This window comes from Pontibacter harenae (genome assembly GCF_020907245.1).
GTDB classification, from domain to species: domain Bacteria; phylum Bacteroidota; class Bacteroidia; order Cytophagales; family Hymenobacteraceae; genus Pontibacter; species Pontibacter harenae.
In genome coordinates, this window is sequence record NZ_JAJJWH010000002.1 from 75,383 (window position 1) to 92,174 (window position 16,792).

The following is a 16,792-nucleotide window of genomic DNA, read 5'->3' on the forward strand; positions in this document are numbered from 1 at the left end:
GCTATATCTGAGAGTCACCTGTTTTAGCATTATTATTTCCCGTAGCTGACCTGTTGTTACCGACTGACTGCCGCAGCGGTTTGCGCGTAGTTGGTATCGAAGCCAATCGTCGGTTTTTAGAACTGTTCGTGAAAACAAGGTTGCCATCTATCAGCTTAAACGCCGATATACTAATTTGTAGGTCTGCCGCAATATCGTTCAGGTTCTGCGAAGAAGATGTAAGCTCCTGCATGGAAGCCGATAGTTGCTTGGCTGTACTTGCCACTTGCTGTGTACCAGAGGCCGTTTGCTCGGCAATAGCCACTACTTCCTCCACATACTTCACAACGTCTCCGATAGATGACTTCTGCACCTCGGTTGCCGTTAAGATGTCTTGTGCCGTACGGAGTGTCTCACCGCTTCCTGCTGCAATATTTTTGAAGGCCCCAGATGCTTCGAAGGTTGCGTTTTTTCCTTTTAGTACACGGCCTTCCATGGTAGAAATCGCTGTAGCGGCAGAGGCTGTATCTTTCTTCACATCATCTACCAGCGTGGCAATTTCACTTGCTGACTTACGCGAACCTTCAGCCAGTTTCCTAATTTCTTCAGCTACCACTGCAAAGCCTCTGCCTGCCTCGCCTGCACGGGCTGCTTCAATGGCTGCGTTCAAAGCAAGCAAGTTTGTTTGGGAGGCAATATCTGTGATGACACCAAGCGATTTGGAAATTTCTTGAGAGCGTGTGCTCAGTACTTCAATGGTTTTAGCTGTAAGGGCTGCTGAACTGGAAATTTCTTCCATGTTTCTCACCACTTCGGCCACAGTTTTCAGACCGTTCTGAGAGCTTTCCTCTCCTATTAAAGCCGCTTTGTTTACTACTTCCGCTCTGTTAGCGGTTTCTTTCGTGGCCTTCATAATCTCCTCGATCAGTTTGAAGGCCTGATCTGTTTTAAGCGCTTGATTTTGAGCACCTTCTGCCATCTATTGCATAGCAAGGGCCACATCTAGCGTTACGGTGTTCATCTCCAATCCTTTATCAGCCATCTCTTCTGAAGAGCTTCCTACAATCAGGGAGGAGTCGTTTATTTCACCTAGCAGTGCGTTCAGGTTGTCCACTGCAAGATTCAAAGCATTCGCCATGTCCAGGATGTCACCTGCTGTTACGGTTTCTACTTTCTGCGTCAGGTCACCTTCTGAGATGGCACGCACTACGCGAGACACTTCCAGTACTGGTGTTACAATAGATTCCAGCAGGTCGTTTACAGTATCTACCAGTTCTTTCCAGCTACCGCCTACACCTTGTAGTGTAGCACGCTCCGTTAGTTTACCTTCCACACCCGCTACTCTGGCCACACGGCTAACCTCACCAGCTAATCGGTTCAGGTCCACCACCATGGTGTTGATGGTTTCTGCCAACTCGGCCACTTCGCCTCTTGCATCCAGAGTCAGTTTCTGCGTCAGGTCACCTTTCGATACCGCTGTTACCACTTTCACGATGCCTCTTACCTGTGTGGTAAGATTTGTAGCCATGGTGTTTACATTATCTGTCAGATCTTTCCAAACACCTGCCACATTCGGCACGTTGGCCTGTCCGCCTAGTTTACCCTCTGTACCCACCTCACGTGCCACACGCGTTACCTCACCAGCAAATATATTGAGCGAGTCCACCATCTGGTTTAGGTTTCCTTTCAAGTCAGCTAGCTCGCCTTTTACATCTACCGATACTTTCTGCGTCAGGTCACCTTTCGCTACAGCGGTTGCTACGTTGGCAATGTCCCGCACCTGTAGTGTCAGGTTGCTGGCCATTGTATTTACATTGTCGGTAAGTTCTTTCCAGGTACCACGCACTTTCGGCACGTTGGCCTGTCCGCCTAGTTTACCCTCTGTACCCACCTCACGAGCCACACGGGTTACCTCGTCTGCAAATACGTTCAGCGAGTCCACCATCTGGTTCAAGTTTTCCTTTAGGTCGAGTATCTCACCACGTGCTTCAACAGATACTTTCTGCGTTAAGTCTCCTTTCGCAACCGCGGTAGCTACTTTGGCAATATCCCGTACCTGTGAGGTAAGGTTAGAAGCCATGGAGTTTACATTATCGGTTAGGTCCTTCCAAGTTCCAGCCACGTTTGGCACGTTGGCCTGACCGCCAAGCTTACCCTCTGTACCCACTTCACGGGCCACACGGGTTACCTCATCACCAAATATATTCAGCGAGTCCACCATGAAGTTGATGTTCTCTTTCAGTTCTGCAATCTCGCCACGGGCCTCCACTGTAATTTTCTGTGTCAGGTCACCTTTGGCAACACCAATAGCTACTTTAGCTATACCTCGCACCTGCGTTGTCAGGTTAGAAGCCATGGTGTTCACATTGTCAGTCAGGTCTTTCCAAACACCTGCTACATCTGGCACATTGGCCTGCCCACCTAGTTTACCCTCTGTACCCACTTCACGTGCCACACGGGTTACCTCACCTGCAAAGATGTTCAGCGAGTCCACCATCTGGTTCAGGTTCTCTTTCAGCTCAGCCATCTCGCCCTTTACATCCACAGATACCTTCTGGCGCAGGTCACCCATGGCCACAGCAGTTGCTACGTTTGCTATATCACGCACCTGGCTGGTTAAGTTGGCAGCCATGGTGTTCACGTTATCGGTCAGGTCTTTCCAAACTCCGCCCACATTCGGTACCGATGCCTGGCCACCCAGCCTACCTTCCGTACCCACCTCACGAGCCACACGCGTCACTTCGTCTGCGAAGATGTTCAGTGAGTCAACCATCTGGTTCAGGTTTTCCTTTAGGTCCGCCAACTCACCTTTCACATTTACAGATACTTTCTGACTCAAATCACCTTTCGCCACGGCAGTTGCTACATTGGCAATATCCCGTACCTGAGAGGTTAAGTTAGAAGCCATGTAGTTCACATTATCCGTCAGGTCTTTCCATACCCCTGCCACGTTTGGCACACTTGCCTGGCCACCTAATATACCCTCTGTCCCCACTTCACGTGCCACACGCGTTACTTCCGCGCCAAACACATTCAGTCGGTCCACCATTTCATTCAGGATATCTTTCAGTTCACCAAGTTCTCCTTTTACATCTACTGATACCTTCTGTGTCAAGTCACCTTTAGCCACGGCAGTTGCCACGTTGGCAATGTCTCGTACCTGCGAAGTCAGGTTGCTGGCCATCAGGTTCACATTATCGGTGAGTTCTTTCCAGGTACCTTCAACTCGTGGTACAGTGGCCTGACCACCCAGTTTACCTTCTGTCCCCACTTCACGTGCCACACGGGTTACCTCACCAGCGAAGATGTTCAAGGAATCCACCATCTGGTTGATGATGTCCTTCAACTCGGCCATCTCCCCTTTTACATTCACTGTTATTTTATGGGTCAGGTTACCTTTCGCCACCGCAGTAGACACATTAGCAATGTCTCGCATCTGCGCTGTCAGGTTGCTGGCCATGGTATTCACATTGTCGGTCAGGTCTTTCCAAACTCCGCCCACATTCGGTACTCGGGCCTGTCCGCCTAACTTACCCTCAGTTCCTACCTCACGTGCCACACGGGTTACCTCGTCTGCAAATATATTCAGCGAGTCCACCATTTGATTCATGTTATCCTTCAACTGTGCAAACTCACCACGCACATCCACAGACACTTTCTGTGTCAGGTTACCCTTCGCCACAGCAGTTGCCACATTCGAAATGTCGCGCACTTGTGAGGTCAGGTTAGAAGCCATGGTGTTCACATTATCGGTTAGGTCTTTCCATACCCCCGCCACGTTTGGCACACTTGCCTGGCCACCTAGTTTACCCTCAGTACCTACCTCCAGGGCCACACGGGTTACCTCACCTGCAAACAGGTTCAGGTTATCGATGGTACGGTTTATTGTTTCCGCCATCACCTTAAAATCACCTGAAACTGGAATCTGAAATGTCTCATCCAGGTTACCTCGGGAGATATTCTTAAGTACTTTCCCCACCTCCAGTACTGGCACCGCAATAGAATCTACCAGACCGTTGATGTTGTTGATCATGTCCTTCCAGAAACCAGAGGCATTTTCAGCAGAGGCACGGGCCTTTAGGTTACCTTCCACACCGGCCACCTTCGAAATCCTGGACACCTCACCACCTACACCACCGATCATCTCCACCATGGAGTTATAAGCTTCGGCTATTTCAGCGAATATATCGCTGTTCTGCTTTGTCAGTCGAACAGAAATATCTCCCTTTTTAAAAGCATCAAGGGCATACAGCACCTTGTTTAGCTGCTCGTTTAGGTATTCTGGGCTAGTAGGCAGCGCCTGTTTCTCCTGCTCAGGTGTGTCTGTATCGTTTTCACTATCTGTTACAGTAGGACTGTCCACCTCTTCTTTGGCCTGAGCAGTAATCTCATCCCTCAAAGTATTTTTGGGTGCATCTGGTGTTTCTTCCGTCGATGGCTTATTTGGAGGAGTAGTTGCAGTAGCTGGCTTGCTTTCCGCTTTGGCTTTTGGTGCAGGCTTTTTCTCTTGATTGGCTTCCACGTCACTAATGAGCTTTTCTTTGCTCAACTTCAAGTTTTTACCTAAGGCCATATGTAAGATTAATTGAGTTGGGTGTCATTTATTTATAAAGCAAAAGACGGGGCCAAAGCCCTAAATCAATATGCTGCTATAGTTCAAGTTTATGCAATTTAGCTAAATTACATGAATGTCGGAAACGGCAAAGCATGCTTATAGCACCATTAGTGCGCATTCAGAAATTCTTTCCCGAGCGCCATGTAATCTTTGGCTCCATTAGAAGACGCATCGTAGTTAATAACGCTTTTCCCAAAAGAGGGCGCCTCTGCAAGTTTAACATTAAGACGGATGTGGCTATCGAAGATTTTTTCTTTCACGTTTTCGCGCAGATATTCCAATACCTCCTGGCTTAGTTTTCTCCTGATATCAAACATCACCACTACGATTCCCTTTATCTTAAGTTTCGGGTTAAACGCCTTTTTTACTTTGTTAACCGTATTCATAATCTGGTCGAGGCCCTGCAGGGTCAACACTTCCATCTGAAGCGGTATCAGCACCTCCTGGGCAGCCGTAAGCGCGTTCAGCGTCAGCACCGACAGCGAAGGCGGACAGTCAATCAACACATAGTCAAAGCCTTTTACATCGGCCAGCATGTTTTTAAGAAATTTCTCTCTTTCTGGCTGAGACACCAGCGATATTTCTATATCAACTAAATCATTGGAGCCTGGTGCAATCCACAGTCCGTCTTTCTCAACAAGAATGTCTTTGAGTGATTGATTTCCGAGGAAAACATCGGCCAGTGTGGCCTCTGGGGCCGTTACAGCCAAAGAATAAGACAGGTTGCTTTGTGGGTCCAGGTCCAGGAGCAGCACTTTTTTGCCTTCTTTAGCCAGGGCGCTGCCAAGGTTAATGGTGGTAGTGGTTTTACCCGTACCGCCCTTTTGATTGATAACAGCTACAATAGTCGATTTCATAGAGAGATTTGAAGTAAAAACCACAAAAGAAAGGCTACATGCGCTTGTGTGGCGTCTAAATATAGGGAATCTATTGTTAAAACAGAAAGACTACGCACACGACAACACCCTAAAAGCTGCTTTCGCTACATGTTCTGTTTTTCTATACGGCCTGTAACAGAGTGAATTTCCTCCCATTTTTCTATATCAAGACTAACTGCTACAACATTGGCAGGATCTAAGTAAGGAATGCGCTGCTCGGTCAGGTTCCGAATCAATTGCGTGACACCTGGGTTGTGTGCCACTAGAAGCACAATTTTCACTTCGTCGGGCAGTTTGCCCAAAGCATTTTCTAAATTTGCCTCTCTTGCATTGTACAAATCAGGATCGAAAGAAATATTTTCCTCCTCGAAGTATAAGCGTTGTGCCAGCGTACAGGCTGTGGCAGCGGTTCTTTTAGCTGGACTGGCTAGTATAGCATCTACCTTTCTGTAGTTTTCGCGAAGCCACAAACCAGTTTGGTGCGCTTGTTGCAGCCCATTTTTTGTAAGTTCGCGTTCAAAGTCTGGTTGTAGAGGATACGGTTCGTGTGTTTCGGCATGCCGACAAATAAGTACGAGTCGCTGCATATATTTCGGGTGTGGTGCGTATAGATGCTTTTTAAGTACTTTCGTTAAGAATTGGAGACGTTTAGCTGGTTTTTAAACCTAACTTATACGTTTGTGGTTGTAATAGTTTGAAAAAATATTTGATCTTTGGGCAAATTTGGAGCCTTGCTCGCCTGTAACTACATAGAATGATTAAAAACTTAGTAATAGTGGAATCGCCTGCAAAGGCGAAAACAATTGAGGGATACCTGGGGAAAGACTTTGTTGTAAAATCTAGCTTTGGCCATGTGCGTGACCTGCCTAAAGGCAACGGCGCCATTGACATAGAGCATGGTTTCAAGCCAACATATGTTGTGTCCAGCGATAAGAAGGATGTTGTTTCGCAGTTGCGCAAACTGGCGAAAGAGGCGGAAACTGTATGGTTGGCATCGGACGACGACCGCGAGGGAGAAGCTATATCCTGGCACCTGACACAGGCGCTTGATCTGAATAATACCCAAACCCGACGAATTGTTTTCAGGGAGATTACCAAAAACGCCATACTAAATGCCATCAGCACGCCGCGCGGCATTGACATGGACCTGGTAAACGCCCAGCAGGCAAGGCGCATTCTTGACAGGCTAGTAGGTTTCGAACTTTCTCCTGTGCTCTGGAAAAAGATCAAGACTGGTTTATCGGCTGGTAGAGTACAGTCGGTAGCCGTGCGACTGGTGGTAGAGCGCGAGCGCGAAATTGAAGCACACAACGCTGAATCTTCTTTTAAAATTTCTGCTCAATTTGATGTGCAGGGCAAGACTTTGGAAGCGGAGCTACCTACTAAGTATAAAACAGAGGAAGAGGCACAGGCATTTCTACAGCGTTGCATCGGAGTAAGCTATAACATCGAAAACCTGGAGACGAAGCCATTGAAGCGAAGCCCAGCTGCTCCCTTCACCACTTCTACCCTACAGCAGGAAGCAAGCCGTAAGCTGTACTTCTCGGTTGCCCAAACCATGACGGTGGCTCAGCGCCTGTATGAAGCAGGTAAGATATCTTACATGCGTACCGATTCTTTGAATTTATCAGATGAAGCTATAAACGGTGCCTCCAGCGCCATCCGCAACTCTTATGGCGAGCAATTTGTAAAAACCCGCCGCTTCAAGACAAAATCTTCTGGAGCACAGGAAGCACACGAAGCCATACGCCCAACTGACTTTTCAGCAATGGTGGCCAGCAGCGACCGCAACGAGCAGCGCCTTTACGAGCTGATCTGGAAGCGCGCCATTGCCTCCCAGATGGCAGATGCCGAAATAGAGAAGACAACAGCTACCATTGGTATTTCTACCCAACCCGAAAAACTGGTTGCCACAGGCGAGGTAATTAAGTTTGAAGGTTTCCTGAAAGTATACATAGAGTCGAAAGATGATGAGGAAAGCCAGGATGATGACACAAAAGGCATGCTACCTCCGCTAAGTATAGGGCAGCAATTAGGACTGCGCCAGATGCAGGCTACACAGCGTTTCTCTCGTCCTGCTCCACGTTTTACCGAAGCAAGCCTTGTGAAGAAGCTGGAAGAATTGGGAATTGGTCGTCCTTCTACCTATGCTCCTACCATCTCTACTATTCAAAAGCGAGGTTATGTAGAAAAAGATACACGAGAAGGCAAAGAGCGTAATTACCAGGTGCTCACCCTAAAGAGCGACAACATCACAACGCAAACCAAGACCGAAATTACTGGTGCCGAAAAAGGCAAGTTATTTCCGACGGACACGGCTATGATTGTGAATGACTTTCTGGTAGAGCACTTCCCCAACGTGATTGACTATTCTTTCACGGCACGTGTTGAGGCTGAATTTGATGAAATTGCGCAAGGCCACAAGGAGTGGGAAAACATGCTGGATAATTTTTACCAGAAGTTTCACCAGCGCATCGAGTCGAGCGAGAATATATCCAGGGCAGAAATTTCTGGAGCCAGAGAATTAGGCACAGACCCTGTTACAGGTAAAAAAATACTAGCGAAACTAGGGCGCTTCGGTCCGTTTGTGCAATTAGGAGAAGAAGACCCTGAGACAGGTGCAAAGCCAATTTACGCCAGCTTGCGCAAGGGGCAGTTTCTGGAACGACTGAGCCTGGAGGATGCCTTAGAACTCTTTAAGCTGCCACGCAATGTGGGTGCTTTCGAGGAAAAAGAAATGATCGCTGCCATTGGTCGTTTTGGCCCGTACATCCGCCACGACAGCAAGTTCTATTCTCTTCCGAAAACCATGGACCCTATGCTGGTAACAGCAGAAGAGGCCGTAGACCTGATCCAGGCGAAGCGAAAAGCTGATGCAGAAAAGCTGATCAAGTCCTTCCCCGAAAACCCTGATGTGCAGGTGCTGAACGGACGCTACGGCCCATACATAGTGGCAGATAAGAAGAATGTAAAAATTCCGAAAGATAAAGAGCCAGCTGACTTAACGCTGGAAGAATGTTTAGCCCTAGCTGAGGCTACCCCTGAGAAGAAAGGCCGAGGCGGCTTTAAGAAGGCTGCAGCCACTACTGCAGAAAAGAAACCAGCGGCAACCAAGAAGCCTGCTGCTACAAAGAAAGCAGCCGCTAAAAAACCTGCTGCAAAATCAACTGCCACCAAAAAAGTAGCTCCTAAAAAGAAAGCTTAAGCAGTATAAGCCATATAAATAAGACGGCCGCCACATCTCTGGTGGCCGTCTTATTTATATGGCTTAGCAATTTGATAAACAAAAGATTAGCTATAACAGATAATTCTATACTTGAGGTAGAACAAGGTTTGAACTATTGGCTTTTGCTGTTGTAGCTACTGTTCATCCTCAGTTTTACCAGCCTATTGTTTTATAGTTCTTTTTGGTGCGCTCCAAGTTGGGGTAGGGGGCCTATATTAGCGGGGACTTGTTTTCCTATTCGGTGCTGCTTTTGTTTCCTGCCTAACGGCTGCCGCTCCCGCGGCACAAGAAACTTTCGAGGCGCCTCATGGAAAAACGGGGAAAGCTTCTTTCTTCGATCATCAAAAAAATAATCATCTGCTTCCGCTAGAACACTAACCTGGTAGTTGATTGAAATAAGAAATTTCTTTTCTCTACTACAGAGCAAGAGCCTTAGCGAGGTGCACCAACGACGATTTTTTGTTTGAGCGTTCAGCGAGTTCAAAATCGTCTTGATTCTTTTGCACTCCGCTCCTTTTTCAAGGAGGGGTGCCGCAGGCGGGGTGGTTAATCTCATCAAGGAGAAAAGTAAGCCCCGCCGGCGAGGCGAAAAGCTAGCAGAAAGAACAGCAAATAAAGGTTCGATAAAAACTACAAAACACCCATTTTATATATTTAATATACAGTAATTTATGAACCAAATATATTAGAAATAATTACGTATAATACTAAACTTACCTTGCCCGAAGCAACTGCTCGAACCTAGTCGTGTAACATTGTGACAGATGCTCATGCTTCATGGCCCATTTGCTGTTTTTCTCCTCCCCCTGTACTGCATATTTTACGGCTGCATGTCCAAACCTCTGGCGCAGGTTGTCTAAAGTCATCATAAGCTTATCCTGCTTTTCTGTGTTTTCTACAGAAAAAATATCTAACTGTACCTGTTCTGCAGGCACCAGTTCAGACAGTACTACTCCCACTTTTACATAGCGCTCGCCTTTTCGGAACATCTGTTTCAACAAAGCATTGGCATATCGGAGTAACTGCGTTTCGCTGTTAGATGCAGCAGGCAGTCTGGCGCTCTTACTGCTGTAATAATCAGAAGAAGCATCTTTAGCAAAACGGTTCGTGAGCAGAAAAACAGTGATAGCGCCAGCATAAGATTCCTGTCTTCGCAGCTTGGTGGAGCAGCGCACCGTGTGTGTGGAAAGTGCTTCTTCTATTTCTGAGAGCGTGGAGATAGGTTGGCCGAAGGAGCGGGAGGTGCAGATGTTCTTTTTGGCAGGAACTTCATCAGCCTCTAGATTGATACAGGAAGAACCTCTGAGTTCCAGCACCGTGCGCAACCCTGTTACGGCCATGTTCTTTTTCACCCAGTCAGCAGGCAAATCGCGGAACTGCCGTGCATTACCCACGCCAATTGCCTGAAGCCTGGCCGCATGCTGCCGACCAATCCCCCACACATCCCGCACCTCTGTCTGCTCTAAAGCCGCTTCTATGTCCGATGTATTAGTTAACACCATCACACCCTCGTCGGCAGCCTTTTTCTTGGCCAGGCGGTTAGCCACTTTTGCCAGTGTTTTGGTGGGCCCTACTCCCACCGACACAGGTATACCTGTCCATTGTAGCACCCTCTCTCTTAGCTGTTTGGAGTGGCTTATTACATCCTCTTCTTTCAGGTGGCTGAAGTCCATAAAGCTCTCGTCAATGGAATATACTTCCAGGTTAGGCGTAAACTGCAGGAGCACGTTGGTGACGCGGCGCGACATATCGCCATAGAGCTCATAGTTAGAACTAAACACCGCCACCCCCTGCTTTTCCATAAAATCCCGAAGCTGAAAATAGGGGGCTCCCATTTTTATACCTAAGTTTTTGGCCTCGTTAGAGCGTGCAATAATACAGCCATCGTTGTTGCTAAGTACCACTACAGGTTTCCCCTCCAGTTCGGGCCTAAACACTCGTTCGCAGGAGGCATAAAAACTGCTACAATCAACTAATGCGAAACGTGTTGTCATGTTTATGATCTTTATCAAACTTCCTTACTACTCCTACTACCACACCCCAAACCTGGCCCATTTCAGGACTGCTAACCTTTATGCTCTCATATTTCGGGTTCTCAGGCTCCAGATATGCTCCATCTGGCTTCAGCACGAAGCGCTTAATGGTGAACTCTCCCGCCACAAAAGCAAGCACGATGTTGCCGCTTACAGCCCGCAAAGATTTGTCTACCACTACCAGATCGTCGTTATCAATGTGGGCGTTTATCATAGAATCTCCCTCTACACGAACCAAGAAAGTGGCAGCAGGATTTCGGGTAAAGTAGGTATTTAAATCTACTGGGTCGGAAGCGTAATCAGTAGCTGGACTTGGGAACCCAGCCCTGACAGATGATGAAAACAGCAGCAATTGCTGTGTTGGCCCTCCTGAATCATTGTTATAAACTGTCCAATATATTGTCTCCCTCATAGTTTTATTCTCTTTCATGCCTCTATTTTACTAAATATATTAGTAAAAGATATATTTATTGACAATATATTTAGTATTTAAGATGTAAAAAACTTATTTCCAGAGCTTTATAGTTAAACCAAAAAGTCCCTCCTAAGCAAGGAAACACACTTATAACCTGCATCAAGTATCTTCACGTAGACGATATAAAAAACCAACTTCTTACCAAGATAAGCAAGCTTAACATCAGGATGAAAAAGCGTTTAGTAGTTTTAACAGGAGCAGGCATTAGTGCTGAAAGTGGAATCGCCACCTTCAGGGATTCCAACGGATTGTGGGAAGGCCATGACGTAATGGAGGTAGCCTCGCCACAAGGATGGCGTAAAAACCCAGAGTTGGTGCTCGACTTTTACAATCAACGACGCAAAAATGCACACGAGGTAAGGCCTAATGCTGGTCATTTGGCGCTAGTAGAACTAGAGCAGGATTTTAATGTGCGGATCATCACCCAAAATGTAGATGACCTGCACGAAAGAGCTGGCTCCTCTATTGTAATGCACCTGCATGGCAAGCTGTTTGAGAGCCGCAGCACCCTTGATGAAAGATTGATATACCCTATGAAGGGCTGGGAACTGAATATCGGGGATAAATGCGAAAGAGGATCGCAGCTTCGCCCGAACATTGTATGGTTTGGAGAAGCTGTGCCCATGATGGAGAAAGCCATGGAAGAAGCCTTAAAAGCCGATGTGTTTCTGGTGGTTGGCACGTCGCTGGTAGTATACCCAGCTGCTAGTTTAGTAGACTTTGTGCCTGACGAAGCGCCCATTATTGTAGTAGACCCCAACCTACCCTACATGCGTCCGCGCCCTAACCTGCACCTCTTCGAAGAAAAAGCCACCACAGGTATGGAGAAGGTCAAACAACTACTACGGGAGAAATATCTGTAGTGTAATTCATATCCTAACCTTGTTAAAGTTCATCTTGTAAGGTTGTTCAAAGCTTTCCTATTTTAACTTCATATCTCTGATTTCATGCTTCAAGTCCTCAAATGTGAGGATTTGCAGGTCGAAAACACCAGGTACGAAAGATGAAAACTTTCCCTATGTGATCCACAAGATAAAAACTTGCTGTAGTTTGATTTTCCTTTTGAGTAGCATCTAGTATATATATTCTGTTCTATAGAAATTTAAGCCAGCCGTTGTTGTGTGTTCTCACCAACAACCTCCTAACTGCTTAACCCAACTATGGCGCAAGTTTAGCGGTAGCGTAACTTGTGGTTCTATATGAGGCCAGTTTGTAACTGGTGAAAGTTTACTTTGGAACCTAACTTCGTTTAGCCTTTGCCGTCTCAGCTTTTTTATCCTCATTATTTATAGAATACCGATGCAGGCAAGAACTTCACTTGCTTTGCATATATGCTTTAAATCGCATCAATCTATACTTTCTATATTTCCCAATCTTACTCAAGAACTAAAAATATATCTAATCAATATTTTAGATAAATCTAAATTAATAATTTAGCGTATCGAATCAATAGCAGAAACAGAACTAAAATTATGAGATACGCTTTACTTCTACTTATAACCTTCATAACAATGGCAGCTTGGGCACAAACAGCCACGATACAAGGAAAAGTTACTTCTATAGATCAGAAGCCTGTTCCGTTTGCCACGGTTATGCTGAAAGGCACCCCCTTCGGCACCTCCAGTAGTCTAACAGGAGATTTCAAAGTAGAGAAAATTACACCAGGTAACTACAGCTTGCGTGTTACCGGCATCGGATATAAGCCACATGAACAGAAAGTAGGTATTACAGCAGACTCCATACTTAACATAACAATCAAACTCGAAGAATCAGCAGCCTCGCTGAATGAAGTGGTAGTAACTGGTACCCGCACCAGCAGGCGCAGATTAGAGAGCCCTGTGGCCGTAAACGTTCTAGACAGCAAAACCTTCGGCCTGACACAATCTACCACGCTTTCGGAAGGGCTTTGCTTTCAGCCAGGGCTACGGGTGGAGACAGACTGCCAGACCTGCAATTATACACAGTTGCGTATGAATGGCCTCGGAGGCGCCTATTCCCAAGTACTCATAAACAGTCGCCCTGTTTTTACTTCGCTGATGAGCCTGTATGGGCTGGAGCAGATCCCCGCGAACATGATCGACAGAGTAGAGATAGTACGTGGAGGCGGTTCGGTACTATATGGCTCCAGCGCGATAGCGGGCACAGTGAACATTATCACTAAAGAGCCGCAGGAAAGCTCCTACTCCATCGCCACCAACTCCGCTGTGATAGAGGGGCAGGCTTGGGACCACATACTGAATGCAAACCTGAATGTCGTGAGCGAAAACGGTAAGTCTGGCGTGTCCTTTTTTGGGGCGCGCAGAAATAAAGAAGCTTATGATGCCAACGGCGATGGCTTTTCGGAACTGGCGCAACTGAAGAATAACTCCTTTGGCTTTAACTCTTTTTTTAAGCTGAATGAGCGGGGCAAACTGGAAATTAACGGCTGGAGCATTTACGAGAACAGGCATGGAGGCAATAGGTTAGACAAGCCTGCCGATCAGGCCGATCAATCGGAGTACCGCCTGCACCACATTCTATTAGGTGGCTTTAACTATGACCATGTATCACCCAATGGCAAAAACTCTTATAGCATTTATGGCTCGGCACAAAACACCGATCGCACCCACTACACAGGCATTGATGGGCAAAACGGTTGGGGCACTACCGACAACCACACCATACAGGGCGGCTTCCAATACAACTATACTTCTGGCAATTTTCTTGGCGGCAGTAATACCTTCACTTTCGGAGCAGAGCACCAGTATGATTATACTTTTGATGAGATAGAAGCTTATGATTACCTCATAGACCAGCGCACGCACCTGACAGGTATGTTTCTGCAAAGCGACTGGAATGTAACGCCAGCCCTTACCCTGCTTTCAGGTATAAGAACCAACAAGCACAACTATGTAGATAAGCTGATTCTTACCCCACGCCTCAGCGCCCTTTACAAACTCGGCACCACCACCCAACTGCGCGCCTCCTACGCCCTTGGCTTCAGAGCTCCGCAGGCTTTTGAGGCCGACATGCATATTGCCTTTGCAGGCGGCGGCATCTCACGCATACAAATTGACCCTGCTTTAAAAGAAGAAACTTCCAACAGCTACAACTTATCCCTGGATTTTAACAAGGCAAACGAAGCCATGATTTACGGCTTTACAGTAGACGGCTTTTACAACCGCCTCTACAATGCTTTTATACTGGAAAAAATAGGTAAAGATAAGCTAGATAACCAACTACTGTTGAGGAAGAACGGCAGCAACTCTACTGTAAAAGGCATCACGCTGGAAAGCCGCCTCAACTGTAGCCAACTATTTCAGCTAGAGGCAGGCGTAACTTTCCAAAACTCTAAGTATGATTCACCTGTGGCCTGGTCTGCTTCCGTGACTGGCACGCGCAACTATCTGCGCACCCCGAACACCTATGGCTACTATGTGCTCTCGCTGTTGCCGCAGCGCAGTTTTACAGCGGCTTTTTCGGGTGTACTGACAGGACCTATGCAGATACCGCATTTTGCTGGTGCACCAGGTGTAACGGAGGATGAACTGACAACCTCTCAAACTATCTGGGAAAACAATCTCAAGCTAGCTTACCGTTTTACCTTGAAAAGCATACAGCAGGACCTGCAACTGCACCTGGGCGTCCAAAACATTCTGAATGAGTATCAGCAGGACTTTGATATCGGCAAAAACCGCGACAGCAATTATGTATACGGCCCCGCCCGCCCACGTACTTTTTTTTTGGGGATGAAATTTGGGTTGATGTGAGTTTCGTTGTTCGTGTACTTCTTTGGGTTTTAAACTTCTTAGAATGGCACAGCTTCCAACGTCGTGAAAGTTTGACTGACTATATGGGCTTTAGGAGCAACAGAATGCAGTCTTTAACCAGAGCTTCAACACATTAAATAAAAAGCCTCTGTTTTACACCTTTTTAAAGTACAAAGCAGAGACCTAAACTAATAGTTGCTTAAACTTGCCTTTGCTGCCGTAGCCCTTGTTCATCCTCAGTTTTTGGGAATCTATGTTTCATAGTTTGCTTTGTGCGCTCCAAGTCCGCGGGGACTCGTTTTCCCATTCGGCACTGTGTAGCTGAAGCTGCCCTCGCTGTGCTCGTGCTGCCCTTCGGGCACCGCAACACCTACAAGGCGCCTCATGGAAAAACTGGTGAAGTTTCTTCTTCGTTCAGATAAGCGAGATACTTTCTTTCGTATCTGTGTTTTACTATAGATCAAGTACCTCCTTTATACTTTGATTTCAGATCAAGTAGCCTATGCCAGGTGCACCTTTCGACGATTTTTTGTATGAGCGTCAGCGAGTTCAAAATCGTCTTGATCCTTTTGCACTCCCCTCCTTTTTTCAAGGAGGGGTGCCGCAGGCGGGGTGGTTAATCTCATCAAGGAGAAAAGCAAGGCCCCGCCGGCGAGGCGAAAAGCTAGCAGAAAGCATTACAAGTAAAAGTTGTATTAAGAGCACAATACACCTCTCTACAAAATCTCACTAACTCCCCAAACATCTACTTGCCGATACCACAACTCCCCCTGAGCAATCTGCAAAGGAGAAGAGATATTGTTATGATAGAGCTGACCAGTGCCAAGGCCCTGTGGCATAGAGATGTTATAGTTGCTGGTAAACTGACTGATGGCATTCAGGCCGATGTTGCTTTCCAGGGCAGAAGTGACCCACCAGCCGATGCCGCGTTCCTCAGCCTGTTGTATCCAATCAGCACTCGCAGCAAGACCTCCCACTAAAGTCGGTTTAAGAATGATGTACTGCGGTTTTATTATTTCTAGCAAGGCTGTTTTCTCCATTTGCTCCACGCCTATTAATTCCTCATCCAGCGCAATGGGCACAGGCGTATAAGCACACAACTGCGCCATCTGCTCGGGCTGCCCCTGCTTTATGGGTTGCTCTATGGAATGCAGATCATATTTGGCCAACCGTTCCAGCTTCTTGAAGGCCTCCTGCGGCAAGAAAGCGCCGTTGGCATCTACACGTACCGTCAGTTCAGCGGCGGAGGCAGTCTCTCGGATACTTTGAAGGATCTCCAGTTCAGTGGTGAAGTCGAGGCTGCCGATTTTTAGTTTCAGACAAGTATAGCCTTCTTGCAATTTCTTTCGAATGTGCTCCTGCATAAAATCACGGTTGCCCATCCAGATCAGGCCATTGATCGAAATACCTGCTTCGCCCCTACTAAAGCCGTTGTCGTAGATCTGGCGCTTGCCGCCGTTTTGCCAGTCCAGCAGAGCTGTTTCCAAAGCAAATTGCAGGGCAGGCCAGCCTTCCAGCCGTAGCTCCGACAGATTAGCTTTACCATCCTCTACACCTATACTTACCTCCCCGCTACTCACCTGTCGGCATACCTGCTGTAGTTGCTGTTCCAGGTCTGGTCGGTCGTCTATGCTTAAACCTGCCAAAGGAGCACACTCGCCTATCCCCACTTTTTCAGGCTGATCTTCCTGCCACAACTTCAGGTAATAGACCTTATGTTCAGAGATAGCGCCACGGGAAGTACGGGCATCAAATTTAAACTGCAAAGTATGTGGTGTGTAACCGAGAGAGAATTTCATAGTTAAAGGAGGTATAAATCAGGGACAAGTTAAACCAT

General features: G+C 47.0%; 11 protein-coding genes. 3 read left to right on the forward strand and 8 right to left on the reverse strand.

Translation table 11 applies throughout. The features are described from left to right. Position 1 precedes the first annotated feature (1 nt). From LN893_RS01690 to LN893_RS01705, 4 genes are all read right to left on the reverse strand, one after another. Complete coding sequence (locus tag LN893_RS01690) at positions 2-958, reverse strand: methyl-accepting chemotaxis protein (protein ID WP_229967662.1); 957 nt, start codon at positions 956-958, stop codon at positions 2-4. After that, on the reverse strand, positions 959-4,552 hold the full coding sequence (locus LN893_RS01695) for a HAMP domain-containing protein (protein WP_229967664.1): 3,594 nt from the start codon (positions 4,550-4,552) through the stop codon (positions 959-961). Positions 4,553-4,701: 149 nt separating this feature from the next. Next, a complete protein-coding gene (locus tag LN893_RS01700) occupies positions 4,702-5,451 on the reverse strand; it encodes a ParA family protein (protein ID WP_229967666.1) in 750 nt (249 codons plus the stop codon). A gap of 125 nt (positions 5,452-5,576) precedes the next feature. After that, positions 5,577-6,059 carry a SixA phosphatase family protein gene (locus LN893_RS01705; protein ID WP_229967668.1) on the reverse strand — a complete coding sequence of 161 codons (483 nt, stop codon included), beginning with the start codon at positions 6,057-6,059 and terminating at the stop codon, positions 5,577-5,579. A gap of 167 nt (positions 6,060-6,226) precedes the next feature. Between LN893_RS01705 and topA the strand changes: the two genes are divergently transcribed. Then, positions 6,227-8,677, forward strand: coding sequence for a type I DNA topoisomerase (topA, locus tag LN893_RS01710; RefSeq protein WP_229967670.1), 2,451 nt, complete (start codon positions 6,227-6,229; stop codon positions 8,675-8,677). 734 nt (positions 8,678-9,411) lie between these two features. Here the strand turns inward: topA and LN893_RS01715 are convergent. After that, on the reverse strand, positions 9,412-10,692 hold the full coding sequence (locus LN893_RS01715) for a Y-family DNA polymerase (RefSeq protein ID WP_229967672.1): 1,281 nt from the start codon (positions 10,690-10,692) through the stop codon (positions 9,412-9,414). Further along, positions 10,667-11,143, reverse strand: coding sequence for a LexA family protein (locus LN893_RS01720; RefSeq protein WP_229967673.1), 477 nt, complete (start codon positions 11,141-11,143; stop codon positions 10,667-10,669). The genes LN893_RS01715 and LN893_RS01720 overlap by 26 nt, the downstream gene beginning before the upstream one ends. Before the next feature lie 230 nt (positions 11,144-11,373). On the opposite strand from LN893_RS01720, the gene LN893_RS01725 reads away from it, so the two are divergent. Further along, positions 11,374-12,069, forward strand: a complete 696-nt coding sequence (locus tag LN893_RS01725) for an SIR2 family NAD-dependent protein deacylase (RefSeq protein ID WP_229967675.1) — start codon at positions 11,374-11,376, stop codon at positions 12,067-12,069. Between the two features lie 648 nt (positions 12,070-12,717). Further along, a complete protein-coding gene (locus LN893_RS01730; RefSeq protein ID WP_229967677.1) occupies positions 12,718-14,955 on the forward strand; it encodes a TonB-dependent receptor in 2,238 nt (745 codons plus the stop codon). A 251-nt stretch (positions 14,956-15,206) separates the two neighbouring features. On the opposite strand, the gene LN893_RS20445 is transcribed toward LN893_RS01730, so the two are convergent. Together LN893_RS20445 and LN893_RS01735 are read right to left on the reverse strand one after the other, a co-directional pair. Next, positions 15,207-15,341, reverse strand: coding sequence for a hypothetical protein (locus LN893_RS20445; RefSeq protein ID WP_255709833.1), 135 nt, complete (start codon positions 15,339-15,341; stop codon positions 15,207-15,209). A gap of 330 nt (positions 15,342-15,671) precedes the next feature. Then, positions 15,672-16,754, reverse strand: a complete 1,083-nt coding sequence (locus LN893_RS01735; protein WP_229967680.1) for an o-succinylbenzoate synthase — start codon at positions 16,752-16,754, stop codon at positions 15,672-15,674. Positions 16,755-16,792 lie beyond the last annotated feature (38 nt).